Annotated in this window: 24 protein-coding genes and 1 tRNA gene; 12 read left to right on the forward strand and 13 right to left on the reverse strand. The window is 75.0% G+C overall.

Features of this window, described 5'->3' with window-relative positions:
* Positions 1–236 precede the first annotated feature (236 nt).
* Together QZX64_RS02605 and QZX64_RS02610 are read left to right on the forward strand one after the other, a co-directional pair.
* Positions 237–1,292 (forward strand): hypothetical protein, encoded by a 1,056-nt coding sequence (locus QZX64_RS02605; RefSeq protein ID WP_295656717.1) that lies wholly within the window; start codon positions 237–239, stop codon positions 1,290–1,292.
* 120 nt (positions 1,293–1,412) lie between these two features.
* Positions 1,413–1,604, forward strand: a complete 192-nt coding sequence (locus QZX64_RS02610) for a hypothetical protein (protein WP_295656719.1) — start codon at positions 1,413–1,415, stop codon at positions 1,602–1,604.
* Between the two features lie 71 nt (positions 1,605–1,675).
* Here QZX64_RS02610 and idi read toward each other — a convergent pair whose 3' ends face one another.
* From idi to QZX64_RS02665, 11 genes are all read right to left on the reverse strand, one after another.
* Positions 1,676–2,230 (reverse strand): isopentenyl-diphosphate Delta-isomerase, encoded by a 555-nt coding sequence (idi, locus tag QZX64_RS02615; protein ID WP_295656721.1) that lies wholly within the window; start codon positions 2,228–2,230, stop codon positions 1,676–1,678.
* Positions 2,227–3,249: an NAD(P)/FAD-dependent oxidoreductase gene (locus tag QZX64_RS02620; RefSeq protein WP_295656723.1), complete on the reverse strand. Its 1,023-nt coding sequence runs from the start codon at positions 3,247–3,249 to the stop codon at positions 2,227–2,229. The genes idi and QZX64_RS02620 overlap by 4 nt, the downstream gene beginning before the upstream one ends.
* Positions 3,242–3,787 (reverse strand): isoprenylcysteine carboxyl methyltransferase family protein, encoded by a 546-nt coding sequence (locus QZX64_RS02625; protein WP_295656725.1) that lies wholly within the window; start codon positions 3,785–3,787, stop codon positions 3,242–3,244. The genes QZX64_RS02620 and QZX64_RS02625 overlap by 8 nt, the downstream gene beginning before the upstream one ends.
* The gene (locus tag QZX64_RS02630) at positions 3,784–4,851 is read right to left on the reverse strand and encodes a type III polyketide synthase (protein WP_295656727.1); all 1,068 of its coding nucleotides are present in this window, start codon (positions 4,849–4,851) and stop codon (positions 3,784–3,786) included. The genes QZX64_RS02625 and QZX64_RS02630 overlap by 4 nt, the downstream gene beginning before the upstream one ends.
* A gap of 2 nt (positions 4,852–4,853) precedes the next feature.
* A complete protein-coding gene (locus QZX64_RS02635) occupies positions 4,854–6,086 on the reverse strand; it encodes an NAD(P)/FAD-dependent oxidoreductase (RefSeq protein ID WP_295656730.1) in 1,233 nt (410 codons plus the stop codon).
* The gene (locus QZX64_RS02640) at positions 6,083–6,910 is read right to left on the reverse strand and encodes a UbiA family prenyltransferase (RefSeq protein WP_295656731.1); all 828 of its coding nucleotides are present in this window, start codon (positions 6,908–6,910) and stop codon (positions 6,083–6,085) included. Before QZX64_RS02640 ends, QZX64_RS02635 begins: the two co-directional genes overlap by 4 nt.
* A gap of 185 nt (positions 6,911–7,095) precedes the next feature.
* Complete coding sequence (locus QZX64_RS02645; protein ID WP_295656733.1) at positions 7,096–7,578, reverse strand: PGPGW domain-containing protein; 483 nt, start codon at positions 7,576–7,578, stop codon at positions 7,096–7,098.
* A 58-nt stretch (positions 7,579–7,636) separates the two neighbouring features.
* On the reverse strand, positions 7,637–8,302 hold the full coding sequence (locus tag QZX64_RS02650) for a response regulator transcription factor (RefSeq protein WP_295656734.1): 666 nt from the start codon (positions 8,300–8,302) through the stop codon (positions 7,637–7,639).
* Positions 8,299–9,378, reverse strand: coding sequence for a sensor histidine kinase (locus QZX64_RS02655; RefSeq protein ID WP_295656736.1), 1,080 nt, complete (start codon positions 9,376–9,378; stop codon positions 8,299–8,301). Before QZX64_RS02655 ends, QZX64_RS02650 begins: the two co-directional genes overlap by 4 nt.
* A 51-nt stretch (positions 9,379–9,429) precedes the next feature.
* Complete coding sequence (locus QZX64_RS02660; RefSeq protein ID WP_295656739.1) at positions 9,430–10,254, reverse strand: ABC transporter permease; 825 nt, start codon at positions 10,252–10,254, stop codon at positions 9,430–9,432.
* Entirely contained in the window at positions 10,254–11,192 is a 939-nt protein-coding gene (locus QZX64_RS02665; protein WP_295656740.1) for an ABC transporter ATP-binding protein, read from the reverse strand. Before QZX64_RS02665 ends, QZX64_RS02660 begins: the two co-directional genes overlap by 1 nt.
* A gap of 180 nt (positions 11,193–11,372) precedes the next feature.
* Here QZX64_RS02665 and QZX64_RS02670 point away from each other — a divergent pair, with 180 nt between their 5' ends.
* Genes QZX64_RS02670 through QZX64_RS02680 form a run of 3 tightly spaced genes read left to right on the forward strand, consistent with a single transcriptional unit; the run spans position 11,373 to position 14,699 of the window.
* Positions 11,373–12,062 carry a hypothetical protein gene (locus QZX64_RS02670; protein ID WP_295656742.1) on the forward strand — a complete coding sequence of 230 codons (690 nt, stop codon included), beginning with the start codon at positions 11,373–11,375 and terminating at the stop codon, positions 12,060–12,062.
* 28 nt (positions 12,063–12,090) lie between these two features.
* Entirely contained in the window at positions 12,091–14,067 is a 1,977-nt protein-coding gene (locus tag QZX64_RS02675) for a sensor histidine kinase (RefSeq protein WP_295656743.1), read from the forward strand.
* The gene (locus QZX64_RS02680) at positions 14,064–14,699 is read left to right on the forward strand and encodes a response regulator transcription factor (RefSeq protein WP_295656745.1); all 636 of its coding nucleotides are present in this window, start codon (positions 14,064–14,066) and stop codon (positions 14,697–14,699) included. The genes QZX64_RS02675 and QZX64_RS02680 overlap by 4 nt, the downstream gene beginning before the upstream one ends.
* 77 nt (positions 14,700–14,776) lie before the next feature.
* Here the strand turns inward: QZX64_RS02680 and QZX64_RS02685 are convergent.
* Positions 14,777–14,860, reverse strand: a tRNA-Leu gene (locus tag QZX64_RS02685).
* Positions 14,861–15,038: 178 nt separating this feature from the next.
* Between QZX64_RS02685 and QZX64_RS02690 the strand changes: the two genes are divergently transcribed.
* Genes QZX64_RS02690 through pknB form a run of 7 tightly spaced genes read left to right on the forward strand, consistent with a single transcriptional unit; the run spans position 15,039 to position 24,095 of the window.
* A complete protein-coding gene (locus QZX64_RS02690) occupies positions 15,039–15,776 on the forward strand; it encodes a DUF3662 and FHA domain-containing protein (RefSeq protein WP_295656746.1) in 738 nt (245 codons plus the stop codon).
* Positions 15,769–16,242: an FHA domain-containing protein gene (locus QZX64_RS02695; protein ID WP_295656748.1), complete on the forward strand. Its 474-nt coding sequence runs from the start codon at positions 15,769–15,771 to the stop codon at positions 16,240–16,242. Before QZX64_RS02690 ends, QZX64_RS02695 begins: the two co-directional genes overlap by 8 nt.
* Positions 16,243–16,249: 7 nt before the next feature.
* Complete coding sequence (locus tag QZX64_RS02700; RefSeq protein ID WP_295656749.1) at positions 16,250–17,773, forward strand: PP2C family serine/threonine-protein phosphatase; 1,524 nt, start codon at positions 16,250–16,252, stop codon at positions 17,771–17,773.
* 4 nt (positions 17,774–17,777) lie between these two features.
* On the forward strand, positions 17,778–19,178 hold the full coding sequence (locus tag QZX64_RS02705; protein ID WP_295656750.1) for an FtsW/RodA/SpoVE family cell cycle protein: 1,401 nt from the start codon (positions 17,778–17,780) through the stop codon (positions 19,176–19,178).
* On the forward strand, positions 19,175–20,644 hold the full coding sequence (locus tag QZX64_RS02710; RefSeq protein WP_295656751.1) for a penicillin-binding protein 2: 1,470 nt from the start codon (positions 19,175–19,177) through the stop codon (positions 20,642–20,644). The genes QZX64_RS02705 and QZX64_RS02710 overlap by 4 nt, the downstream gene beginning before the upstream one ends.
* Entirely contained in the window at positions 20,641–22,269 is a 1,629-nt protein-coding gene (locus QZX64_RS02715; protein ID WP_295656753.1) for a serine/threonine-protein kinase, read from the forward strand. Before QZX64_RS02710 ends, QZX64_RS02715 begins: the two co-directional genes overlap by 4 nt.
* A complete protein-coding gene (pknB, locus tag QZX64_RS02720; RefSeq protein WP_295656754.1) occupies positions 22,266–24,095 on the forward strand; it encodes a Stk1 family PASTA domain-containing Ser/Thr kinase in 1,830 nt (609 codons plus the stop codon). Before QZX64_RS02715 ends, pknB begins: the two co-directional genes overlap by 4 nt.
* On the opposite strand, the gene QZX64_RS02725 is transcribed toward pknB, so the two are convergent.
* Positions 24,049–24,834, reverse strand: coding sequence for a DUF881 domain-containing protein (locus tag QZX64_RS02725; RefSeq protein ID WP_295656755.1), 786 nt, complete (start codon positions 24,832–24,834; stop codon positions 24,049–24,051). The genes pknB and QZX64_RS02725 overlap by 47 nt on opposite strands.
* Positions 24,835–24,877 lie beyond the last annotated feature (43 nt).

Raw genomic sequence — 24,877 nt, forward strand, 5'->3', positions numbered from 1 at the left:
TGCGTCGCCAGCGACATCAGCACCGGGGCGTTCACCAGCGCCAGCACCAGGAGGAGCAGGAAGGCGAGGCGGCGCGGTCGTGACGGGGCCATGCGGGCCAGTATCGGCGACTCGGGAACACAGGGCTCTCGAGGTGGTCCGCGAGTGACCTGCGTCGCGTACCCTGCGTCCGGGGTCCTCGTCGTCCGCCCGGGTAGCACACCAGGCCCGAGGCCCTGACGTCCTGAGGGGGACCCATGTCCAGTCGCCGTACGACGCACGCGCTGATCGCGCTGCTGACCTCGCTCTTCCTGGCCGTGTCGGTGACGAGCACGCCTGCCGAGGCGCAGCAGCAGCGCAAGCAGACCAGGGGCAGCGTCACCTGGGTGACCGACACCTGGGTGTCGGGCTCCGGCACGGGCTACTCGCTCAGCGGCACGGTCAGCGGCGCGAGGAAGCGCCCTCTCCTCCTCCAGTACAAGGGCGCTCAGGGCTGGCAGCGGCTGGCGCGCACCAAGGCGGTCGACAACGCCTTCACCTTCAACGGCACCTGGGACTGGTACGGCACGCACAAGGTCCGCGTCCTGGCGCCCGCCACGAGGAGGCACAGCCGGCGCGCGTTCGAGGCCCACCGGGTCAACGTGGTGCCCAGCTACACCGCCCGAGGCCTCGCCGGTGACCACAACCTGCTGCGCTTCAACGGCCTGCGCGAGCGCGTCAACCCGTGCCAGCCCATCCGCTACAAGCTCAACCTCGACGACATCGGCGACGGTGTGCTGCCGATCATCGACTCGGTGCTCTTCCAGTTCACCCAGGCCACCGGCGTGCGGTTCAAGTACGTCGGCCGCACGCACACCATCCCGCAGGGACGGCGCACGATGGACCGCGGCACCGACCTGATCATCGCCTGGGCGAGCCAGTCCGAGCGCCCCGCGCTCGCCGGCGCCGTGGCCGTGAGCCAGATCGTGAAGCTCGACCTGGGCCGCGACCGCAAGGGCCGGGTGTGGAGCGTCAAGCAGACCGGCGTGACCGTCAACTCCGACCTCACGGTGCCGGGCAGCCCCAACCAGGCGGTCGACATCGCGCTCGACTCCCCCAGTCGCGCCACCCTGGGCATGACGCTGCTCCACGAGCTCGGCCACGGCTTCGGCCTCGCGCACACCGACCGCAACGAGGCCGGTCGCGCCCAGCTGATGTACTTCTCGACCGACAACCTGCCGTGGAGCAACGGCTGGTTCCGCTCCCTCTTCGGTGCCGGCGACCTCGCCGGCCTGAGGAAGGTCGGTCTCGCCGCCGGCTGCGTGCGCGACTGAGCAGCCGCCTCCTCACCACCGCTGCGGCCCCGGTCCCGCCCGACCGGGGGCGCCGCGGATTTACCTGCCGTTGACGTCGGCTCTACCTGGAGGCAACGCGGCCACGCCATCGTGGGGTGCATGGACGCACACGACCCGGCCTCGAGCCTCCCGGACCCTGCGGACGCCGGCGACCCGCGCCTGGACCAGCGGGTCCGCTCCAGCGCGCGGTACGCCTTCGCCGTCACCTCGCTCCTCGAGCGCCACCCCGCGATGCGCGGGATCTCCGGGCTCGCCGACCAGGTCGACGAGTCGGTCCGCTGGGCCGTCTGACCGGGCCCGGAGCCGGTGGCCGGCCCCGGCGTGCTGCTCGTGGAGATGGCGGCCGGCGGCGTCGTGGTGCGCTAGCCCGGGGGGCGTAGCGGCAGCGGGTCGGGCATCGCCTCGACCTGCTCGACGCACCACGGGCTCACGTCGCGGCGACCGTGCAGGACGTCGTCGCGGAACGACGTCCAGTCGACCCACTCGTGCTCGGCCACCTCGTCGGCGTCCGGCGCGAGGGTCGCCGGGTCGTCGCAGCGCGCGACGTACACGGGGCAGATCTCGTTCTCCACCGTCCCGTCGGCCATCACCGCGCGGTAGCGGAAGCCGGGCAGCACGAGCTCCAGCTCGGTCACCCGCACCCCCAGCTCCTGCTCGACCCGGCGCACGACGGCGTCGGCGACGGACTCGGCCGGGCCGGGGTGGCCGCAGCAGCTGTTGGTCCACGCCCCCGGCCACGTCTTCTTCTCCCAGGCGCGTCGGGTGAGCAGCAGCCGGTCGTCGCGGTCGAAGACGTAGCAGGAGAACGCCAGGTGCAGGGGCGTCTCGCCGTGGTGCACCTCGGACTTCAGTGCCGTGCCGATGGGCGTGCCGTCCTCGGAGAGCAGGACGACGAGCTCGGGGGTGGATGTGGTCATGCGGGCCTCGCCAGCTGGTCGACGGCCGCCCCGAACAGTCCCGGCATGCGGTGGGCGGCCGAGACGATGCGGCGGCGCACGACGGGCACGCTGGTGACAGCGAGCAGTGAGTGGGTGAGCAGGTCGTGGCGCCGGCCGAGCCGGCGGTAGTCGCCCTCGTAGCGGTCGGGCCGGTCGTCGCGCACGGCGGCGACCGCGGCCCGCGCCTGCGCCAGGCCGAGCGCGATGCCCTCGCCGGTGAGGGCGTCGACGTAGCCGGCGGCGTCCCCCACGAGCAGCACCCGCCCGGCCACCCGGGACGTCACCCGCTGGTGCAGGGGCCCGGCGCCGCGCACGCGGGAGAGCCGGTGGCCGGCGAGCCGCCCGGCCAGGACCGGGAAGTCGCTGAGCAGGTCCTCGAACGGACGGCGCTCGGCGCTGAGGACCGCGATCCCGACCAGGTCCTCGCCCACCGGCGTCACGTAGGCCTCCCCGCCGGCACCCCAGTGCACCTCGACGTACGGCGTCCACGGGGCGATCTGCGCGTGGCACCGCAGGCCGTAGCGGCGCTGGCGGCCAGGGGCGCCGTCGAGCCCGAGCATCCGGCGCACCGGGGAGTGCAGGCCGTCGGCTGCCACGAGGTAGCGGGTGGGGTCGCCGTCGACGAGCAGGTGGTCGCCGCGGTCGACCACCTCCTGGACGGCGGCGGCCGTGGTGGCGACCCCGGCCGCGGTGGCGCAGGCGCGCAGCGCGCCGTGGAGGGCGGTGCGCCGCACCCCCATGCCGCGGCCGCAGCGGAAGGCGGCCTCCGCCTCGCTGCGGCCGTCGACGTAGCGGATGCCCGTGATGGGGTGCCCGTCGAGCCGGACGCCGAGCTCGACGAGGTCGGCGACGGCGCCGGGCATCAGCCCCTCGCCGCAGGCCTTGTCGATGTCGCCGCTGCGGGGCTCGCGGACCTCCACGTCGAGGCCGGCGCGGGCGGCGTACAGGGCGGTGGCCAGGCCGGTGGGACCCCCGCCCGCGACGATGACGTCACGCACCGGCGAGCCTCGAGCCGGGCTGGGGCAGCGAGGCGAGTGCCTGGTTCTCGACCCGGATCCGCACCGTCAGCAGGGCGGCGTTGGCGACGGTGAAGACCAGCGCGGTGATCCACGCCCCGTGCACCAGGGGCAGTGCGACGCCCTCCACCACCACCGCGACGTAGTTGGGGTGGGAGAGGAGCCGGTAGGGGCCCGAGCGCACCGGCTCCAGCCCCGGCACGATGATCACGCGGGTGTTCCAGCGGGGCCCGAGGGTGAGGATGCACCACCAGCGCAGGCCCTGGGCCGCGACGACGACGGCGAGCATGCTCCAGGCGAGGGCCGGGGGGACCTCCGGGCGGCGCGCGAAGGCCTCGACCAGCATCGCGGCGAGGAACCCGGTGTGCAGCACCACCATGACCGGGTAGTGGCCCTGCCCCGACTCGCGCCCGCCCCGCTCGAGGCTCCAGGCGGCGTTGCGGTTCGAGACCACCAGCTCGGCCAGCCGCTCGAGCGCGACCAGCGCCACCACGACCGTGAAGGCCGTCAGGGTCGTCACGACTCCCCTCCCGACGGCGCGCGCAGCAGCACGAGCTCGGAGCAGAAACCGGGGCCCATGGCCATCAGCATGCCGTGCGAGCCCGCCGGCGGGGGTCGCTCGGCCAGGGTGTCGGCCAGCACGTGCAGCACCGAGGCGGAGGAGAGGTTGCCGATCTCGGCCAGCGAGGCGCGGGTGACGGCGAGGTCGTGGTCGGTGAGCTCGAGGGCGTCGCGCAGGGAGTCGATGACCTTCGGGCCGCCCGGGTGGCACACCCACCAGCCGATGTCGGCGCGGGTCAGCCCGTTGGCCTCGAGGAACGCCTCGACGTCGTCGCGGATGTAGCGCCCCACGATCGCGGGCACCTGGGCGTCCAGCACGATGCGCAGCCCGCTGCCGCCGATGTCGAAGCCCATGGTGCGCTCGGAGTCGGGGTAGAGCCGGCTGCGGCTGTCGAGCACGGCGACGTGGTCGCCGGTCCGCGAGCCGTGCGCCACCACGGCGGCGGCCCCGTCGCCGAAGAGCCCGCTGGCCACCAGGTTGGGCACGGAGACGTCGTCGTGCTGCACGGTCAGGGAGCACAGCTCGACCGCCACGAGCACCGCGACGTCGTCGGGGTGGCCCACGAGGTAGTCGTGCAGCCGGGCGACCCCGGCCGCGCCCGCCACGCAGCCGAGCCCGAAGATCGGCACCCGCTTCACGTCGGGGCGCAGGCCGACCACCGCGGCGATCCGCGCGTCCAGGGAGGGCACCGCGAGCCCCGTGACGGTCGCGGTGACGATCAGGTCGACGTCGCTGGGGGTCAGGTCGGCCGCCTTGAGCGCGTCCTCGAGCGCGTGCGCGCCCAGCGCCACGGCCTGCTCGAGGAACCGGTCGTTGGCGTCGTCGAAGGTCCGCAGGCCGGCGTACTCCTCCAGCGGCACGGCGAGGTGGCGGTGGTCCACCCCGGCGTTGGCGTGGAAGGTGCGCAGCAGGCGCTCGTTGAGCGCGCCCCCGGCGCCCACCACCTCGACGAAGGCGTCGGTGATCTGGGCCTGGGGGTAGCGGTGCTCCGGCAGGGCCCCGCGGACGGACAGGATGCGCATGGTCAGATCTCCCTGTTCATGGTGGCCGTCTCCGGCGCTGCTCCCACGCGGGAGGCTCCGAGATGGTGGACGAGCCCCTGACCCAGCCGTGGGCCCAGCTGCCGACCCAGCCCGCGGACGAGCCGGGGGGTGATCCGGCCGTCGCCGAGCCCGAGCTCGACCAGGTCGTCGAAGACGCGCTGGTGGCCCGCGGCCGCGCCGATGCCGGCCTCCACGACGGCGGGGTGCCGGGAGAGCCGGGCCGCCGCCCAGGTGTGGCGCATGTGCCGCCCCAGCAGCGACCGGAGCTCGGCCCGGTGCTGCGCACCGGCGCGGTCGGGACGGCCCACCCGCACGGATTCGGCGGCGACGCGGCCCGCCACGGCACCCGTGGCCACGGCGTAGTAGATGCCCTCGCCGGTCAGCGGGTTGACCAGGCCGGCGGCATCGCCCGCCAGGAGCAGCGGCCCGGAGGGCTGGGAGGAGCCGCGACCCCAGCCCGACAGCGGCAGGTGGTGCGCCCGCCAGTCCGAGCCCGTGGCCCCGGCGCCGGGGATGATCCGCTCGAGCTCGTCGAGGAGCAGCGTCCGCGACAGGCCCGCTCCCGGGGCGTCGAGCTCGCCGTACCCGACGTTGGAGAGGCCGTCGCCGCGGTCGAAGGCCCAGGCGTACGACGGCTGCCGCCGCTCGCCGTACCGGATCAGCTGGCGCCCCCGCCAGGCCGACGGCGTGGGTGCGTAGCCGCGGATGGCCAGCGCGCGCCGGCCGGCGAGCCGGGACCCGGCGGCCGCGCGGACGACCGAGCGGGCACCGTCGGCGCCCACCACGACGGGGGCGGCGAACCGGCCGTCGATCACCACCCGGCCGTCGGCCACCACCACGTCGCGCACCCGGTGCCGGGCCAGCACGGCACCGGCCGAGACGGCGTGGCGCACGAGGCCGGCGTCGAAGACGGCGCGCGGCACCACCCACACGGGCCGGTCGAGCCGGCCCTCGACCGACGAGGCGCCGTGGGAGAGGTCGAGGCGGAGCACCGGCTCCCAGCCCTCGACGGCGTCGTGCACCCCGAGCCGCGCCAGCACGTCGAGGGCGTGCGGCGCGATGCCGTCACCGCAGCACTTGTCGCGGGGGAAGTCGTCGCGGTCGAGCAGCAGCACGCGGGCGTGGGGGGTGGCGCGCAGGGCCGCGATCGCGGCCGTGGCGCCGGCGGGCCCGGCACCCACGACGACGACGTCCCACTGCTCGGGCGCGCTCACCGCAGCGCCACCAGCAGCACGACGTCGACCAGGGCGATGCCGACGGCGGCGCGGAACGGGGTGCGGCCGCTGCCCGCGAGCGCGGCGACGGCGAGGGCGGCGACCAGCGCCAGCGCGACGACCGATCCCGCGGAGACGCCCGAGCCGGCGCCGACCGCGATGAGCACGGAGGCGGCCACCAGCACGGCGACGGCCACGCGCGGGCTCCAGCGGGGCCCGAGGCGGTGCGGGAGGCCGCGCACGCCGGTGGCCTCGTCGTCGGCGAGGTCGGGCAGCGCGTTCACGAGGTGGGCGCCGACCCCCAGCATCGCCCCGGCCAGCGGCACCCACGCAGCGGGCGGGCCGGCCCCGGGCTCGGCGAGCGTGACGAAGACCGGCAGCGCGCCGAAGGCCACGGCGTACGGCGCCCAGGAGAACGCCGTCGACTTCAGGCCGAGGTTGTAGGCCCAGCCGGCGGCGACCGTGAGCAGCTGCACGAGCCCGACGCCCGGGCCGCAGGCCAGCGACAGCACCACGGTGAGGACGACGGCGACGCCGCAGGCGACCTGCACGGTGCGCAGCGGCAGCTCGCCGGTGGCCAGCGGCTTGTCGCTGCGGCGTACCTGCCGGTCGCGCTCGTGGTCGACCAGGTCGTTGCACCAGCCGATGCTCAGCTGGCCGGTGAGCACGGCGGCGGTCACCAGCACCACCCGGCCGGGACCGAGGCCACCGGCGACGGCGAGCGCGGCGGCGAGCACCGTGACGGCCACGGTGGGGCCGGCGTGCGACGCGCGCACCAGCGCGATCGCGGACCCGGTGCGGGGCGAGACCACCTCGGCGCTCACGGGCCCTCCAGGACGACGGCGTACGTCGGCCGCCACGTCACCGGCCCACTCCACGGGGGTACCCGGACCGGTCCCCGGACACTCGCCCGCCCGCGCCGTCGCGAGGGCTGACGGGGGCAGCGCGTGCCCGGTGCGGGTGAGCCATGGGCCCAGCCTTGCACCCGACCCCACAGCGCGGCGGGCTGCTACTCCGTCGCGCCGGCCGCGGCCCGGTCGTCGCGGACCTCGTCCCGGCGGATCTCGCGGAAGTTGAAGTAGCTGTAGACGATCATCGCCAGGGCGATCGCCGCCGAGACGATCAGCGAGCTGCCGGTGCCCCAGCCACCCGGCAGCCACCAGCGGTCGGCGAGGGGCCACCATCCCGGCGCAGGAGGACTGATCCCCCACACGACGCCGATGGCCACCAGCACCGCGACGCCGAGCACGGACATCAGGATCCGCGGCCAGGAGGCGACGCTGTCGGCGGCGGCGCGCATCGCGGCCTTCTTGACGGGCTCGAGACGCTTCTCGGCCCAGGAGTACTGCGTGGAGAGCAGCGCCAGGCCGGCGAAGAGCGCCAGCAGGCCAGGGCCGGGCAGGACCAAGGCCGCGATGCCCAGCAGCACCAGCAGCCAGCCGGCTCCCTCGACGAGCACCCGCTTGGCCCGCTTCCCCGCATCCAACGCCATGGGACACAGGGTGCCACCTCCGGCAAGAGGCGGGGGTGTGGTCACCCGCGCGAGCGACCTAGCGCTCCCCCGGCCGCACCAGCCCGTGGTCGAAGGCCCACACCACGGCGGCGGCGCGGTCACGCAGGGCGAGCTTGGCGAAGACGTGACCGACGTGGGTCTTCACGGTGCCCTCGCCGAGGACGAGGCGTCCGGCGATCTCGGTGTTGCTGAGCCCGGCCCCGAGAAGAGCCAGCACCTCGCGCTCGCGAGGGGTGAGCACGTCGAGTGCCGAGGCCCGACCGGTCACCGGACCGCCGTCGCGGTAGCCCTGCAGCACCCGACCGGTGACCGCCGGGTCCAGCCAGGCGCCGCCGCCCGCCACCTCGCGCACCGCCCGCTGCAGGTCCTCGGCCGGCACGCCCTTGAGCAGGAAGCCGGCGGCCCCGGCCCGCAGCGCCCCGGCCAGCACCTCGTCGTCCTCGAACGTGGTGAGCACCAGCACCGGTGGAGCGCTCGGGACCTGACGCAGACGGCGGGTGGCGGTGACCCCGTCGACCCCGGGCATCCGGACGTCCATCAGGACGACGTCGGGGTGGGTCTCCGCGACCGTCTCGACGACACGGGCACCGTCGGCCAGCTCCCCCACGATCTCGAAGCCGAAGCGGGCGCGCAGGATGCCGCGCAGCCCGGCCCGGATCAGCTCCTGGTCGTCGACCAGCAGCACGCGCACCGGCGCCGTCACGACGGCAGCACCGCCTCGACGCGCCACCCCTGCCCGGCGGGCCCGGCGCGCAGGTGCCCGCCGACCGCCTCCGCCCGGTCCCCCATGCCCAGCAGCCCCGTGCCTCCCGGCGTACGACGGGCGGGGGCGCCGTCGCTGTCGACGGTCACCCGGGTGCTCCCACCACCGGCCCGTACGCACACCTGTGCCCGGGAGCCGGCGGCGTGGCGGGCGACGTTGGTGAGCGCCTCCTGGACGATCCGGTGGACCGCCAGGGCCGTGGTGGCCGGCAGCGTCGCGAGGTCGCCCTCGACGTCCAGGGTGACGGCGGTGCCGGCACGGCGGAACGACGCCACGAGCTCCTCGAGGTCGCCGGCGCCCGGCAGGGGGACCACGTCCCCCGACCCGGACCGCACCATCCCGACCGTCGCCCGCACCTCCTCCAGGCTCCGGCGCGCCAGCCGCTCCGCCTCCTCCAGCGACGCCCGGGCCTCCTCGGGGTCGTCGTCGATGGCCAGCCGGGCGCTGCTGACGTGGAGCAGCGAGACGGTGAGCGCGTGCCCGATGACGTCGTGCACCTCGCCGGCGATGCGGGCGCGCTCCTCGGCCCGGGCCCGGTCGGCGAGCCCGGCCTGCGCCTCGCGCAGCTGGTCGAGGAGGATCCGCTGCTGCCTGGCGAAGCTGCAGGACAGCGCGGTGAACAGCACCCCGGCGATCCACGCGCCCCACCCCGGCTCGTCGCTGAGCAGCAGCCACTGGACCACGAAGCCGGCGCTGAGGAGGCAGCCGACGACCAGGCCGGCGACGGTCGGCGCGGCCAGCGCGCACCAGCCCGCGAGCACGCAGAGCGCGAACCAGCCGAGGTTCGATGGCTGCGTGTGGCAGACCGCCGTCACGCCGGCCGCCGCCACCAGCGTCCCGGCGGCGAGCGGCCAGCCGGTGGTCGCGCGCGCGGCGAGCACCACGGCGACGCCGAGGGCGAGCAGCGCCCCGGCCAGGGCCACCGCCGGCGGCTGCACGGAGAGCACCACGCCGACCACGACGAACAGCGCGACGGCGAGCGGGGCCGCCGCGCGCGCGGTCCGTTCCACGGTCACGTGGGTGACCCTACGGTCACCGGAAGGGTCACCGCGACCGTCACAGGACCGTCACAGGGCCGTGCGCCGGGCGGCCAGCGCGGTCGCCGCCACCGCCAGCCCGGCGACGACCGCCAGCGTGCCGGTGGCGTTCCCCAGGCCGAGCCACGGCTGCCGGACCGCCTCGTTGGCCATCGCCAGCGGCAGCCAGTCCGAGAGGCTCCGCAGCGCCGGGCTCATCACCGCGGGCGGCGGTCCGCCGACGCCGAGCAGGAAGGAGGGGAAGAAGAGCAGCAGCCCGATCGCCTGGGCCGCCCGCGCCGAGGGCAGCAGGGTGCCGAGCAGCACGCCGAGGCTGACGAACGCCACCGACCCGGCGACCAGGCCGCCTGCGGCGCGCACCGGGTCCTCCACCGCCGGCACGCCGTACACGGGCGCGGCGACGGCCAGCAGCAGCGCCCCGGCGACCGCGATCGCGACCAGGCCGACGACGAGCTGGGCCAGGGCGAAGGACCACCGCGGGAAGCCGGAGGCCGCGAACCGGCGGAGCACCCCGCGCTCGCGGTAGGAGGCGATGTGGACCGGCAGCATGATGAGGCCGGTCGCGCCGATGACGACGGTGAGGTACGACGCGACGTACCAGTGCGAGGGGTTCACCGGGAACGCCTCGTCGGGGGTGGTGCCGAAGGACCCGCCGATGATCAGCATGGTCACCACGGGGAAGACCAGCACGAAGGTCAGCGTCATCGGGTCGCGGCCGAGCAGCCGGAGCTCCGCCGCCACGAGGCGACGGGTGGCGGAGCGGTGCCGCCGGGTGCGTACGCCGACGGCCGGGGTCGCGTCGTGCGTCGAGGTCGAGGTCGGGGTCTGGGTGTGGGTCCGGGTGTCGGTGGACATCAGGCGGCTCCGGTCAGGTCGTGGGTCGATGCGTCGAGCAGGGCGAGCAGGGCGGTCTCGAGGTCGGGCACCTCGACGCGCAGGTCGTCGGGGACCCGGCCGCGGGTGACCAGCCAGGCGCCGGTGTGCGCGATGACCGCGCGGGCGCCGTGCACGACGACCTGGTCGCCGTGTCGGGTGACGTCGCTGACGCCGGGCAGGCGGCGCAGGGCGGCCAACGCCTCGTCGGGGCGTCCGGAGGGGAGCGCGAAGCGCACCGTCGCCCAGCTCGCGTGCCGCGCGACGAGCTCGGCCGGCGTGCCCGCGTCGAGCACCCGGCCCGCGCGCATGGCCACCACGCGCTCGCACAGCGCCTCGGCCTCGTCGAGCTCGTGGGTGACCAGCAGGACGGTGGTGCCGGCCTCGCGCAGCTGCGACACCGCGCTCCACACCTCGCGCCGGGCCGAGGGGTCCAGACCCTGGGTCAGCTCGTCGAGGATCACCAGCCGCGGCTGGTTCAGCAGGGCCAGCACCAGGAAGAGCCGCTGCCGCTCGCCGCCGCTCATGGTGCCGAAGGCGTAGCGGCGGCGGTGCCCGAGCCCGAAGCGCTCGAGCAGCAGGTCGGCGTCCTTGGCCCGGCGGCCGGAGAAGAGCTCGACCGCCTCGCCCACCCGCAGCCGGTCGGGCAGGCCGGAGCTCTGCAGCTGGCTGCCGACCAGCGGCCGCAGGCGGGCGGCGTCGCGCACGGGGTCGAGGCCGAGGACCTCGATGGTGCCGCTCTCGGGCCGGCGCAGGCCCTGGACGCACTCGACGGCGGTGGTCTTGCCGGCACCGTTGGCGCCGATCAGGCCGACCACCTCCCCGGCGTGCACGTCGAGGTCGAGGTGGTCGACGACGATGCGGCCGCCGTAGGACTTGGTCAGGCCGCGCACGGCGACCACGGGATCGGGGATCTTCATGCCTCCCATGCTCGGCCGCCGCGCCGCCCGGCACATCGCCCCGGGGACAGAGGTTCCTCTCCGCCCGGGGACAGAGGAGGGAGGTCCCCGCCACCTGGGGACACCGCTCCCTCGTGGGCGGGACACGTCCCGCCGCACTGTTCTCGTGCGGCACAGGGCCGCCCCGAACTGGAGGACATCATGCTCAAGCACGACATCGTCGCTCGTCGGCCGCGGATCGCGGCCGCGCTCGTCGTCACCGCCGCGGTCGCCAACGCCGCCGAGTCGATCGGCATGCGGATGCTGCTGCCGCCGCAGCCGGAGGACCACGCCGAGGCACTCGCGCTGGTCGCGGCCCATCGCCCGACGTACGCCGCGCTGACGGTCGTCGGGACGCTCGCGGTCCCGCTGCTGGCGGCGGCGTTCTGGGTGCTCACCGGCCTGGCCCGGGAGCACACCCCCCGCCTCGCACTGACGGCTCGCGGCCTGCTGCTCGCCGGGATGTGGGGCTTCCTCGGCATGCACGTCGTCAACCTGGCGCAGGTGCCGTTCAGCGCCGACGGGACCCGGGAGGCGGGCGCGACGGCGATCGCGGCCATCCAGTCCTCACCGGTCTTCCTGGTGCTGTTCCTGCTGCCGTTCCTCCTCGGGTGCGCGCTGGGACTGCTCCTGCTCGCCATCGCGCTGCTGCGCAGCCCGGTCGCCCGCTGGATCCCGCTGGCGCTGCTCGCGTTCCTGGTCGTGGACTTCGGCCTGCGCAACGCCGGGCCCGTGGACGCGCACTGGCTGTTCGTCGCCGCGAGCGTGGGCGCCGCGCGCGAGATCCTGCGTCAGCCCTCCACGGTGGCGCTCGCTGTGGAATCCTCCCCTCGTGTCGTCACCGTCGCCTGAGGACGCCGCAGCGCGAGGCGCCGTCCTCGTGCGGACCGCCGCGGTGCTGGCCGTGCTCCTGGGCACGGCCGGCGTCGCGGTCGCCGCGTTCGACGGCGAGCTCGAGCGGCTGCTGCGGACCCCCGAGCCGGTGGTCGCACCGTCCTTCGGGATCGTGGCAGCGGCCCTGGCCCGCCACCGCCGCGCCCGCCGGATGGGCGGCCTGCTGGCGGCCGTGGCCCTCTTCGCCGGCGTCTACACGGCGGCCACCGCGCTGGTCCTGCACGGCGCGGGATCGTCCTCGCCGGTGCACGCGCTCGCCGGCTGGCTGACCGGGTGGACCTGGGTGCCGGCCCTGGGCCTGATCGCGGTGGTGCTGCCGGCCGTGGTCCCCGACGGCCGGCCGCTGGGCGGGTGGTGGCGACGGCTGCCGACCGCGTCGTACGCCGTGGTGGCGTGCGGCTCCGTCCTCGCGATGGTCGCGCCCCGCCGCACCACCTTCGACCCGGACCTGCCCAACCCCCTCGGCGTGCCCGCGCTGGACGCGGTCGTGGCCCCGATGGGCCTGGGCCTCGTCGCCCTGGCGGTCCTGCTCAGCCTGGCCGGTCTCGTCTCACTGGTCGTGCGGGCCCGGCGGGCGACCGGCGTCGAGCGGCGTCAGGTCGCCTGGTTCGGGTACGGCGTCGCCGGGACCCTGGTGGCCACCGCGCTGGCACCCTCGGAGGTCCGGGCCCTCGCGGTGCTCCTGGTGCCCGGCGCGGTGCTGGTGGCCGCGACCCGCTACCGGCTCTACGACATCGACCGGCTGGTCAACCGGACCGCGGTGGCGGCGGTGCTCCTCGCCGGAGGAGCCGTGCTGTACGCCGCCGTGGCCGGGTGGGCGGCGGTCGTGCTGGGCGACGGCAGCAGCGCGACGTCGTTCGCCGCGGCCTTCGCGGTCGCCCTCGCCTTCCACCCCGCGCGCATCCGGGTGCAGCGCGTCGTGGACCGGCTGCTGCTGCCCGAGCGCCTCGACCCGCGGCAGCTGGAGCTCGAGCTCGCCGACGTGGCGCGCCGGGCGGCGGGACCGGCGCAGGCCCTGCAGGACTCGGTCGAGCTGCTGCGGCGGCGGCTGCACGCCGGCGCGGTGGCGGTGCACCCCGCCGGTGCGTCCGGCAGGCCGGCGCTCGCGCGGGCGGGCACCGCGGTGGGTGCCACGGTGGGTGCCACGGTGCAGGTGCCGCTGCTGCAGCACGACGAGGTGGTGGGGCGGCTCGACCTCGTGGCCCGGGACGCCGCGGGCGAGACGCTGGTGCACAACCCGGCCGTGCAGGCGGCGGTCGTCGGACCACTGACCGCGGCGCTGCACGCCTCGGCGCTCGCGGCGGACCTGGAGAGCAGCCGCGAGTCCATCGTGGCCGCCCGTGAGGAGGAGCGCCGCCGGCTGCGGCGCGAGCTGCACGACGGCCTCGGCCCGCAGCTCGCCGCGATCACGATGACCCTGGACACCGCGCGGCGCTCGCTCGGCACCGCGCGCCTGGAGCGCGCCGACGCGCTGCTCGAGGCAGCGGTCGAGCAGTCCCGCACCGCGGTCGAGGACGTGCGGGCGATCGTGGCCGGCCTGCGCCCGCCGGCGCTCGACGAGCTCGGGCTGGAGGGTGCGCTCCGCTCGGCCGGCCCCGGTGTCCTGGTCGACCACGACTCCTCCACCCGGATCACCATCCGCGGCCGCGGCCCGCTCGTGGGGCTGCCCGCGGCGACCGAGGTGGCGGCGTACCGCATCGCGCAGGAGGCGATGGCGAACGCCGTGCGGCACGCGGGCGCCGACCTGGTGGAGGTCGAGCTGCTGCAGGACGCCGAGGGCCTCCGGCTCCTGGTGAGCGACGACGGCCGCGGCTTCGACCAGCAGGTCGCGGCGCCCGGGGTGGGGCTGGCCAGCATGCGGGAGCGAGCGGCCGAGCTCGGCGGCTCCTTCTCGGTCAGCTCCTCACCGGGCGGGGGCACCCGCGTCGAGGCCGTGCTGCCGGATCGCGGGGCGGACCGATGACGTCGGTGGTGCTGGTCGACGACCACCCGGTGTTCCGCAGGGGCCTGCGCGCACTCCTCGAGGAGCTGGACGTCGAGGTGCTCGGCGAGGCGGGCGACGGCCAGGAGGGCCTCGACCTCGCCCTGCGCGCGCGTCCCGACGTGGTGCTGATGGACATCCAGATGCCCGAGCTCGACGGCGTCGAGGCGACCCGCCGGCTGCTGGCCCAGTGGGCGGGGGCCAAGGTGCTCGTGCTGACCATGGTCGCCGACGACAGCGCCGTCTTCGCCGCCATCCAGGCCGGCGCGCTCGGCTACCTGCTGAAGGGCTCGGGCCTGGAGGAGATCGACCGGGCCGTCTCCGCGGTGGCCGCCGGCCAGGCGGTGTACGGCGCCGAGGTCGCCTCGCGCCTCCGCGCCTTCTTCACCGCCGGCGGCGGCGCGGCCCAGCCGTTCCCCGAGCTCACCGAGCGCGAGCGCGAGGTGCTCGCCCTGATGGCCGACGGCCTCAACAACACCGAGATCAGCCGCCGCCTGTTCCTGTCCGACAAGACCGTCCGCAACCGGGTGAGCACGATCTTCGCCAAGCTGGGCGTCCGGGACCGCCCGACGGCGATCGTCCGGGCCCGGGAGGCCGGGTTGGGCTCGCGCTGAGGGGCGAGCAACCGGGACGGCGAAGGCCACCAGCCGGGAGGGCTGATGGCCATCGTGTGGGTATCGCGTTCCACGCGTGCGCGAGGGGGGAGTTGAACCCCCACGTCCTTTCGGACACACGGACCTGAACCGTGCGCGTCTGCCTATTCCGCCACTCGCGCGTGAAGCAGTCGAAGGCTATCCCAGCGCGCGGAGTTGTCCCAAACCGGGCGCTGCGGCACGGGCTGGGTGGCAAGGAGTTCGACCCGGCCCGGATAGCATCGGTCGCAGCCCGCACCCTGTCGGGCCGGTCGTGGTGCACGCGGGGCGCCACGACGTCGACCGACGTGAGGAGACGCAGTGGGTGGGCTGCAGCGCTTCGAGCAGCGTCTGGAACAGCTGGTCTCGGGGGCGTTCGCCCGGGCCTTCCGCAGCGCCGTGCAGCCCGTGGAGATCTCCGCGGCGCTCCAGCGCGAGGTCGACAACAACACCCAGATCCTCAGCCGCGACCGCCGCCTGGTGCCCAACGACTTCCACGTCGAGCTCTCCCCGGTCGACCTCGAGCGCCTCGCGCCGTACGACAACGCGATGGCCCAGGAGCTGACCGACCAGCTCCAGGAGCACGCCGACAACCAGGGCTACGTCTTCCCCGGGCCCGTCGCGATCGCCTTCGAGTCCGCCGAGGACCTCACGACCGGACGCTTCCGGATCCGCAGCCGGGCCCAGGCCTCGGTGACCGGCAGCGAGGCACGCGGCGCGGCGTCCGGCGCCGGGTCCCGGCGGATGCGCGCGGTGCTGGAGATCAACGGCACCCGCCACCCCCTCTCCCCTCCCGGCCTCGTCATCGGCCGCGGCAGCGAGGCCGACGTGCGCATCAACGACCCGGGGGTGAGCCGCCGGCACGTGGAGTTCCAGGTGACGCCGTCGGGCGGCTCCGGGGTCGAGGTGCAGGTGCACGACCTCGGCTCCACCAACGGGATGCTCGTCGACGGCCACCGGATGGCCCGCGCCTCGCTGCGCGACGGCAGCACCGTCCGCATCGGCCACACCACGATGCAGGTGCGCCTGACCCCGACCGACGGCGGCGCCGATGTCTGAGCTGACGCTGTTCCTCATCCGGCTCGCCTATCTCGCGATCCTGTGGATCTTCGTGCTGTCGGCCATCTCGGTGATCCGCTCCGACATGTTCGGGGCCCGGGTGCCCGCGGCCGCCCGCGGGACCGGCGGTCCCACCAGGGCGCCCAAGCCGCCCAAGGCCGGGCGCCGCCGCGGCGCGCCCACGCACCTGCTCGTGGTGGAGGGCGAGAACGCCGGCGCCCGCGCGGAGCTCGCCGACGCCCCGCTGCTCATCGGCCGGGGCAACGACGCCGCGATCCGCCTCGACGACGACTACGTCTCCACCCGGCACGCCCGCGTCGCCGCCGCGGGCGACCAGTGGTTCGTCGAGGACCTCGGCTCCACCAACGGCACCTACCTCGGCTCCGTGCGCATCACCCAGCCCACGACGCTGACGCTCGGCACCCAGGTCCGTATCGGCAAGACCCTTCTCGAGCTGCGGAAGTAGGCGCCCCATGACACAGCGCGGGCCCGACGTCCGGCACGACCCCCAGTACGACGCCCAGTACGACGCCCAGTACGACGCCCGGTACGAACCCGAGAGCGACACCGTCATCAGCGACACCCGGATGGCCTTCGACCTGGACCGGCTGACCGGCGATGCCGGCCAGCCCGGGGACGCCGGCCAGCCTGGCGAGGCCGGCGACCACCCCGGCCGGCACCCCGACGACCCGCACCCCGACACCGTGCAGCGCGAGGGCACCACCGCCGCCGAGGGTCGACTGCGCCTCGACTACTCCGCGATCTCCGACGTCGGCCGCGTCCGCCGCGACAACCAGGACTCCGGGTACGCCGGCCCGTGGCTGCTGGCGGTGTGCGACGGCGTGGGCGGCGCGGTGCGCGGAGACCTGGCGTCCAGCACGGCCGTGGGCGTCATCCGGCGCCTCGACACCGCGCCGGCCGACGACCTCCTGGGGCAGGTGGCCGGCTCCCTGCACCGCGCGCACGACCGCATCGGCGAGCTCGTCGACGAGGACCCGTCCCTCAACGGCACCAGCACCACCGCCACCGTCGCGCTCTTCGACGGGCACCAGCTGGGCATGGGGCACGTGGGCGACTCCCGCGCCTACCTCCTGCGCCGCGGCGAGATCAGCCAGCTCACCCACGACCACACGTTCGTGCAGAGCCTGATCGACGAGGGGCGGATCACCGAGGCGGAGTCGCGCAGCCACCCCCACCGCAACCTCATCCTCAAGGCGATCGACGGCATCCGGGAGGCCGAGCCCGATCTCTTCATCGTCGCGCTGGAGATCGGCGACCGGGTGCTGCTGTGCTCCGACGGCGCCTCCGGCGTGCTCACCGACGACCGGCTGGCCGACGTCCTCGGCTCCGGCACCCCCGACTTCGCCGCCGTCGAGCTGGTGCGCGCCAGTCTCGAGGCCGGCACCTCCGACAACGTCACCTGCGTGGTCGCCGAGGTGGTGCCCGCCGATCAGGAGATCAGCGCCGACCAGCCCCTGCTCGTGGGTGCCGCCGCCGAGCTGCCCCGCCGGTCCGGCGCCGGCGAGGCGACCGCGACCCCTTTCCGCGGGCACCGCTCCGGCGACACCGGGGAGATCGACGCCGTGGGCGGCCGCACCGCCGAGGCGCCGGACGACGCGACGCACTCCCGCGAGCGCATCGACCCCGAGGACGCCCGCTACGCCCCGCGCCCGCCGGCTCGCCACGGCTGGCTGCGCCGGGTGCTGGTGCTGGCCACCGTCGTCGGCATCGCGTGGATGGCCGGCGCGACGGCGTGGCACTGGACCCAGCAGCAGTTCTACGTCGGCGAGCGCGACGGCGTCGTGACGATCTTCCGCGGCCTCAACACCGACGTGCCGGGGCTGGAGCTGTCCAGCCCCTACGAGACGACCGACCTGTCGACCGACCGGCTCTCCGACTACGACGCCAACCTGGTGCGCGACGGCATGGAGGCCGACAACCTCGACGACGCCCACCTCACCGTCGACAGCCTCGCCGCCCAGCAGGTCGCCGGCTGATCTGATGTCCCAGCCAGCGACCCCCATGGGCTTCGTGCACCGGCAGCGCCGGGGTGCGGAGCTGGTGCTGCTCGTCCTCTCCCTCGCCGTGGGCATCGGCGGCTACGTCGCCGTCGGCCTCGGCGTCCAGGGCGAGGTGCCGACCGACGTCATCGGCTACGGCGGCTGGCTCGCCGGCCTGGTGCTGGCCGCGCACGTGACGATCCGCTTCACCGCGCCGTACGCCGACCCGGTGCTGCTGCCGGTCGTCTCGGCGCTCAACGGGCTGGGCCTCGCGGTCATCCACCGCCTCGACCTGGCCAAGGAGGCGGGCGACGCCGACGCCGGCTTCGCCCAGCAGCAGCTGACGTGGATGACGCTGGGCGTCGTCCTCTTCGTGGTCTCCCTCGTGGCGGTGCGCGACCACCGGGTCCTGCAACGCTTCACCTACACCTTCGGGCTGCTGGCGATCGTGCTGCTGCTGCTGCCGCTGGTGCCGGGGCTCGGCCGCGAGATCTACGGCGCCCGCATCTGGATCATCGTGGGGCCCTTCAGCTTCCAGCCCGGCGAGGTCGCCAAGGTGCTGCTGGTGATCGCCTTCGCCGGCTACCTCGTGCTGCACCGCGACGCGCTCGCGCTGGCCGGCCGCCGGCTGCTCTTCATCGACTTCCCCCGCGGCCGCGACCTCGGGCCGGTGCTGGCGATGTGGCTGGTGAGCCTGGGGATCCTGGTCTTCGAGACCGACCTCGGCTCCTCGCTGCTGTTCTTCGGCCTCTTCCTCATCATGCTCTACGTCGCCACCGAGCGCCCCGGCTGGCTGGTGCTGGGCGGTGGGCTGTTCGCGGCCGGCGCGGTCCTGGGCTACTACGCGTTCGGGCACGTCCGCGAGCGCGTCGACGTGTGGCTGGACCCGATGGCCTACTACGGCGCCGCGCCGCCCAAGCCCGACAGCTACCAGCTCGTCGAGTCGCTCTTCGGCATGGGCTGGGGCGGGCTGATCGGCCGCGGCTTCGGCGGCGGCAGCCCCGAGCGCATCCCGGTGGTCGAGTCCGACTTCATCGTCGGCGCCATCGGCGAGGAGCTCGGCCTCACCGCCGTCATCGCGGTGATCCTGCTGTACGGCCTGATCGTGGAGCGGGCGCTGCGCATCGCGCTGATCTGCCGTGACGGCTTCGGCAAGCTGGTCGCCACCGGCCTGGGCAGCGTCTTCGCGCTCCAGGTGTTCGTGGTCATCGGCGGCGTCACCAAGCTCATCCCGCTCACCGGTCTCACCACCCCGTTCCTGTCCTACGGCGGGTCGTCGCTGGTCGCCAACTGGGTGCTCGTCGCGCTGCTGGCCCGGATCTCCGACCAGGCCCGGCGCCCCGTTCCCGACCTCTCGGCCGCCGACGACTCCGACACCACCCAGGTCGTGAAGCTCGCATGAACAAGCCCATCCGTGCCATCTCCGTCTTCTGCCTCGTGCTCTTCCTGGCGCTGATGGTCAACGCGACCTACGTGCAGTACGTCAACGCCGGGGACCTGGCCGACGACCCCAACAACCGCCGGGTGATCGCGGCGGCGTATGCGCGCGAGCGCGGCGCGATCCTGGTCGGCCGCGACCCGGTCGCCGAGAGCGTCCCGTCCAACGACCGGTACGAGTTCCAGCGGCAGTACCCCACGCCGCTGCTCTACGCCCCCGCCACCGGCGCGTTCACCTACTTCAGCCAGACCGGCGTCGAGCGCAGCCAGAACGACGTCCTCTCCGGCGACGACTCGCGGCTGTTCGTCACCCGGCTGGTCGACATGTTCACCAACGCCGAGCCCCAGGGCGGCAACGTCACCCTCACCCTGGATCCCGAGGCGCAGCAGGCTGCGTACGACGGCCTGGCGAACCTCCCCGGACCGGTGGAGGGGGCGGTCGTGGCGATCGCGCCGTCCTCGGGCAAGATCCTGGCGATGGCCTCACTGCCGACCTACGACCCGAACCGGCTGGCCTCCCACGACTTCTCCGAGGTCTCCCGGGCCAGCGAGGAGCTGCAGGCCGATCCCTCGGAGCCGCTGCTGAACCGGGCGATCGGCAAGCGCCTGCCCCCCGGCTCGACCTTCAAGCTGGTCACCGCGGCGGCGGCCATCGAGAGCGGCGACTACGACGCCGACTCGCAGGTGCCGGGCGGGGCGACGTACCAGCTCCCGCTCACCAGCGGCCCGACCGGACTGATCGACAACGGGGGCCGCCCCTGCGGCACCAACCGGATCCCGTTCGTGCAGGCGATGGAGTTCTCCTGCAACACCACCTTCGCGGCGCTGGCCGTCGAGCTGGGGCCGGAGGCGATGTTGGAGCAGGCGGAGCGGTTCGGCTTCAACTCCCAGTACCTCGACGACCTCGGCGGCCAGGCGGCGTCGGTCTTCCCGGCCGAGGCCGACCAGGCGCAGGTCGGCCAGACCGGCATCGGGCAGTTCGAGGTGGCGGCCACCCCGCTGCAGATGGCCATGGTCGCGGCCGGCATCGGCAACGGCGGCTCGGTGATGAAGCCCTACATCGTCGACGAGGTGCGCTCCCCCAACCTCCAGGTGCTCGACAAGACCGGCGACCGTGAGCTGTCGCAGGCCGTGTCCTCGGCCACCGCCAGCGACCTCACCGACCTGCTCGTCGCCACCGTCGACACCGGCACGGCCTCGCCCGCCGCGATCCCGGGCGTGCGCGTAGCCGGCAAGACGGGCACCGCGCAGAGCGGCGTCCCCGACGTGCCGCCGTACGCCTGGTTCGTCTCCTTCGCCCCCGCCGACGACCCGGAGGTCGCCGTCGCGGTGATGATCGAGGCGGCCGGCATCGAGCGCGGGGAGATCGCCGGTGGCCAGCTCGCCGGGCCGATCGCCCGATCGGTGATGGAGGCGGTGTTGGGCCAGTGAGCCAGGTCCCGCAGGTCGACGACGCCGACCGGTACCGCCTCGAGTCGCGCATCGCCACCGGCGGCATGGGCGAGGTCTGGCGCGGCACCGACTCCGTGCTCGGGCGCCCCGTCGCGGTCAAGCTGCTCAAGGCGGAGTACGCCGACGACCCGACGTTCCGCACCCGCTTCGAGGTGGAGGCCCGGCACGCCGCCGCCCTCCACCACCCCGGCATCGCCGCGGTCTACGACTTCGGCGAGGGCTCGCCCGCCGACGGCAGCGGCAGCCACCGGCCGTTCCTGGTCATGGAGCTCGTCGACGGGCAGCCGCTCTCGGCGCTGCTGCGCCGTGGCGAGCCGCTCGAGCCCGGGGCCGTGCGGCAGCTGCTGGCCCAGGTGGGCGACGCGCTGGGCGCGGCCCACGCCGCCGGCATCGTGCACCGCGACGTGAAGCCGGCCAACCTGTTGGTCACCCCCGACCGCCAGGTCAAGGTGACCGACTTCGGCATCGCCCGGGCGGCGCAGGGCATCGCGCTCACCCAGACCGGGCAGGTGATGGGCACCCCGCAGTACCTCTCGCCCGAGCAGGCCGAGGGCAAGACCGCCAGCCCCGCCTCCGACGTCTACTCCCTCGCCGTGGTGGCCTTCGAGTGCCTCACCGGCCGGCGTCCCTACGACGCCGAGAGCGCGGTGGCCACCGCGCTGGCCCACGTCCGTCAGCCGGTGCCCGACCTGCCGGCCACCGTCCCGGCCGACCTGGCGGCCGTCGTACGCCGCGGGCTGGCGAAGGACCCCGCCGACCGGTACGCCGACGGCTCCGCGTTCGCCGACGCCCTGCGCGACCCCGCCACCGCGGCCACCGCCGTGGTGGCACCCGCCGCCGCGGTGCCTCCGCCACCGGTGCAGGACCGGACCCGGGTCGCAGCGCCGCCCGCGCCGCCGGCCACCCCCGAGGCCTCCGCTGTGCCGGCGGACGTCCCGGCGAGGAAGGCGCCGGTGTGGCCTTGGCTGCTCCTCGCCGCCCTCGTCCTGGTGGGTGCCGTCGTCGGGTGGCAGCTCCTCTCGGGAGGCCCCGAGCAGGACCAGGCCGAGCCCGACAGGTCCCCCAGCCGCTCCGCCTCGCCGTCGCCGACGCAGCAGACCCAGGAGACGCCGGAGACGGTGACGGTCGACGAGGACGACTACGTCGGGCGCGACGTCCGCCGCGTCGTCCGGGAGCTGACCCGCGCCGGGCTGCAGGTCGACCGCGACGAGCTGGAGAACCCCGGTGGTGAGACCCCCGGCGAGGTGACCGCCGTCGAGCCGTCCGGCGACCTCACGGTGGGCGACACGGTGACCGTGAGCTACTTCGGGGCCGAGCCGGAGCCCGAGCCCACGCAGGAGCCCTCACCCACCGAGGAGCCGACCCCGACCGAGGAGCCGACGCCGACCCCGACACCCACGCCGACCCCGACACCCACGCCCACGCCGACGCCCACCCCCACGCCGACACCCACGCCCACCCCCACGCCGTCGCCCGCGTCCACGACCCCGTCCACGCCGACAGCGACCCCCACGCCGACCCCGACGCCTCAGGTGGGGGGCGACCAGGGGGGCGCCACCACGGCGTCCCCGTCGGCCGCGCCCATCGCGGGAGGTCCTCGATGAGCAGGCCGGAGTCGGTCATGATCGGCGGCCGCTACGAGCTCGGCGAGCTGCTGGGGCGCGGCGGCATGGCCGAGGTGCGCAGGGGCACCGACAGCCGGCTCGGGCGCACGGTGGCGGTCAAGCGGCTGCGCACCGACCTCGCCAGCGACGCGACGTTCCAGGCGAGGTTCCGTCGCGAGGCCCAGTCGTCGGCCTCGCTGAACCACCCCTCGATCGTGTCGGTCTACGACACCGGCGAGGACATGTCCACCGACGGCAGCGGCGTGGCCCAGCCCTACATCGTCATGGAGTTCGTCGCGGGCCGCACGCTGCGCGACATCCTGCGGGAGGGCCGCAAGATCCTGCCCGAGCGGGCGCTGGAGATCACCAGCGGTGTGCTGTCCGCGCTCGACTACAGCCACCGCGCGGGCATCATCCATCGCGACATCAAGCCCGCCAACGTGATGCTGACGCCGTCTGGCGACGTCAAGGTGATGGACTTCGGCATCGCCCGGGCCGTGTCGGACGCCCAGAACACCATGACGCAGACGGCGGCCGTGGTCGGCACCGCGCAGTACCTCTCCCCCGAGCAGGCACGCGGGGAGACCGTGGACTCGCGCTCCGACGTCTACTCGACCGGGTGTCTGCTCTACGAGCTGCTGACCGGGCGTCCGCCGTTCGTCGGCGACTCCCCGGTGGCGGTGGCGATCCAGCACGTCCGGGAGGACGCCGTACCCCCCAGCGACCTCGACGCCGAGCTGACGCCCGAGATCGACGCGATCGTGATGAAGTCGCTGGCCAAGCGCGTGGAGGACCGCTACCAGAGCGCGGCGGCGATGCGCGCCGACATCGAGCGCCACCTCGCCGGCACCCCGGTGCAGGCCCCGCCGGTCGCGGCGGCCCCGCCGGCCGCCCCGGCGACGGCTGCAGTCCCGCTCGCGACCCGTCAGCAGCCCCTCCTGGGCCCGCGCACCGGACAGCAGCCGGGCGGCGACCGTGGCTCGCGCACCGGCCTCGTCGTCCTGCTCGGCCTCCTGGCGATCGGCCTGGTCGCGGCGGCGGCGTTCGTGCTCCCCCGGATGTTCGACGACCCGGTCGACGAGGAGCCGGTGCCCAACCTCCTCGGGCTCACCGAGCCCCAGGCGCGGAGCGCGATCGGCGAGGCGGGCTTCACCGTCGGCCGCATCGACTTCGAGCCGTCGGCCGACGAGCCCGCCGACACGGTGATCCGCCAGGAGCCCAACCGCGACACCTTCTCCGCGCCGGGCTCGAGCATCGGGTTCGTGGTGTCGACCGGCAGGCCCGAGGTGCAGGTGCCCTTCGTGGTGGGCCTGCCCAAGGAGCAGGCCCGCGACCAGCTGCGGGCGCGCAACCTCAAGGTGCGGCTCGTCGAGGCGGAGTCGGACGAGCCACGCGACCAGGTCGTGGAGGTGACCCCGCCCGCCGGGGAGAGCGTCGCCGAGGGCACCACCGTCACCGTCTCGTGGTCCGAGGGCCGCGAAGCGGTTCCCGAGGTCGTCGGGCAGCGCCGGCGCGCGGCCGAGGCGGCGATCACCGCGGCCGGCTTCGTCCCCGACGCGGTGCCGTACGGCGACACCACCGAGCCCGCCGGGACGGTCGTGCGCCAGAGCCCGCCGGGCGGCGAGGCGCCCGCGGGCACGACGGTGACGATCTTCGTGTCGACCTACGAGCCGCCGACCGAGCCGCCCCCGGCGCCCCCGACCGAGCCGCCCCCGGCGCCCCCGACCGAGCCGCCGCCAGTGCCGCCCACCGAGCCGCCCCCGGCGCCGTTGTCGGCGGTCAGCTCGCCGCGGCCGGCTCCAGAGGCGTGGCGAACCCCAGGCTGAGCAGGCCGTCGTACGCCGGCGCGGTGACCTCGGACGGCAGCTCGATGCCGAAGCCGACCGCGATGTCGGGGTCGGCGGCGTCACGGCGGTAGCGCGAGATGTAGTCGTCGTCGTCGATGGAGCCCAGCAGGTCGGCCTGGTCGCCGACGCCGGTGATGACGTACGGGGGGGAGTACGGCACACCCTGCAGGGTGACGGTGTTGCCCGTGCACTTGATGCCGGTGGTCGAGATGATCCGCTGGCCCTGCACCGTGACCGCCTCGGCGCCCCCGCGCCACAGGGCGTTGACGACGGCCTGGATGTCCTGCTGGTGCACGACGAGGAAGTTGGGGTCCTCGGCCGAGGTCTCGATGAGCTCCTGCGGTGCGTCGGTGAGCGTCACGGTGACCCCCGGCCCGGTCCGCGGCGTGAGCCCGGCCGGGTCGGAGAGCTCGTCGACCTCGCGCTGGTAGCGGTCGACCGCCCGGTCGCCGAGGCGCGCGCTGAGGCCGTCGACGGACTCGGTGAGCGCCGCCACGCGCTCGGTCAGCCGGGTCGCCTCGTTGCGCTCGGCCCGCACGACCGAGGCCATGTCGGTGTAGCGACCGGGACGCAGGTCGGTGCCGTCGCTGTTCTCCGCGCTCGTCACGAACAGGGCCCCACTGAGGAGGAAGACCACCGGGGTGCCCACCTGCCACAGCCGTTCGCGACGGGTGCGCCGGGGGCGCGCGTCGAGGCGTGCGTGGGAACCGTGCGGCATGGCGACTACGCTAGCCCCCCGGTGGGCGTGTGTCGCACGCGTG

It is taken from the genome of uncultured Nocardioides sp. (genome assembly GCF_902805925.1).
In the GTDB taxonomy this organism is placed as follows: domain Bacteria; phylum Actinomycetota; class Actinomycetes; order Propionibacteriales; family Nocardioidaceae; genus Nocardioides.

Excerpts from the sequence above, each read along its gene's own strand:
- QZX64_RS02680 (WP_295656745.1), top strand. The coding sequence starts at position 14,064 with ATGACGTCGGTGGTGCTGGTCGACGACCACCCGGTGTTCCGCAGGGGC.
- QZX64_RS02660 (WP_295656739.1), bottom strand. The coding sequence starts at position 10,254 with ATGTCCACCGACACCCGGACCCACACCCAGACCCCGACCTCGACCTCG.
- QZX64_RS02710 (WP_295656751.1), top strand. The coding sequence starts at position 19,175 with ATGAACAAGCCCATCCGTGCCATCTCCGTCTTCTGCCTCGTGCTCTTC.
- QZX64_RS02700 (WP_295656749.1), top strand. The coding sequence starts at position 16,250 with ATGACACAGCGCGGGCCCGACGTCCGGCACGACCCCCAGTACGACGCC.
- QZX64_RS02630 (WP_295656727.1), bottom strand. The coding sequence starts at position 4,851 with ATGCGCATCCTGTCCGTCCGCGGGGCCCTGCCGGAGCACCGCTACCCC.
- QZX64_RS02605 (WP_295656717.1), top strand. The coding sequence starts at position 237 with ATGTCCAGTCGCCGTACGACGCACGCGCTGATCGCGCTGCTGACCTCG.
- QZX64_RS02645 (WP_295656733.1), bottom strand. The coding sequence starts at position 7,578 with ATGGCGTTGGATGCGGGGAAGCGGGCCAAGCGGGTGCTCGTCGAGGGA.
- QZX64_RS02725 (WP_295656755.1), bottom strand. The coding sequence starts at position 24,834 with ATGCCGCACGGTTCCCACGCACGCCTCGACGCGCGCCCCCGGCGCACC.
- QZX64_RS02610 (WP_295656719.1), top strand. The coding sequence starts at position 1,413 with ATGGACGCACACGACCCGGCCTCGAGCCTCCCGGACCCTGCGGACGCC.
- QZX64_RS02670 (WP_295656742.1), top strand. The coding sequence starts at position 11,373 with ATGCTCAAGCACGACATCGTCGCTCGTCGGCCGCGGATCGCGGCCGCG.
- QZX64_RS02665 (WP_295656740.1), bottom strand. The coding sequence starts at position 11,192 with ATGAAGATCCCCGATCCCGTGGTCGCCGTGCGCGGCCTGACCAAGTCC.
- QZX64_RS02705 (WP_295656750.1), top strand. The coding sequence starts at position 17,778 with ATGTCCCAGCCAGCGACCCCCATGGGCTTCGTGCACCGGCAGCGCCGG.
- QZX64_RS02695 (WP_295656748.1), top strand. The coding sequence starts at position 15,769 with ATGTCTGAGCTGACGCTGTTCCTCATCCGGCTCGCCTATCTCGCGATC.
- idi (WP_295656721.1), bottom strand. The coding sequence starts at position 2,230 with ATGACCACATCCACCCCCGAGCTCGTCGTCCTGCTCTCCGAGGACGGC.
- pknB (WP_295656754.1), top strand. The coding sequence starts at position 22,266 with ATGAGCAGGCCGGAGTCGGTCATGATCGGCGGCCGCTACGAGCTCGGC.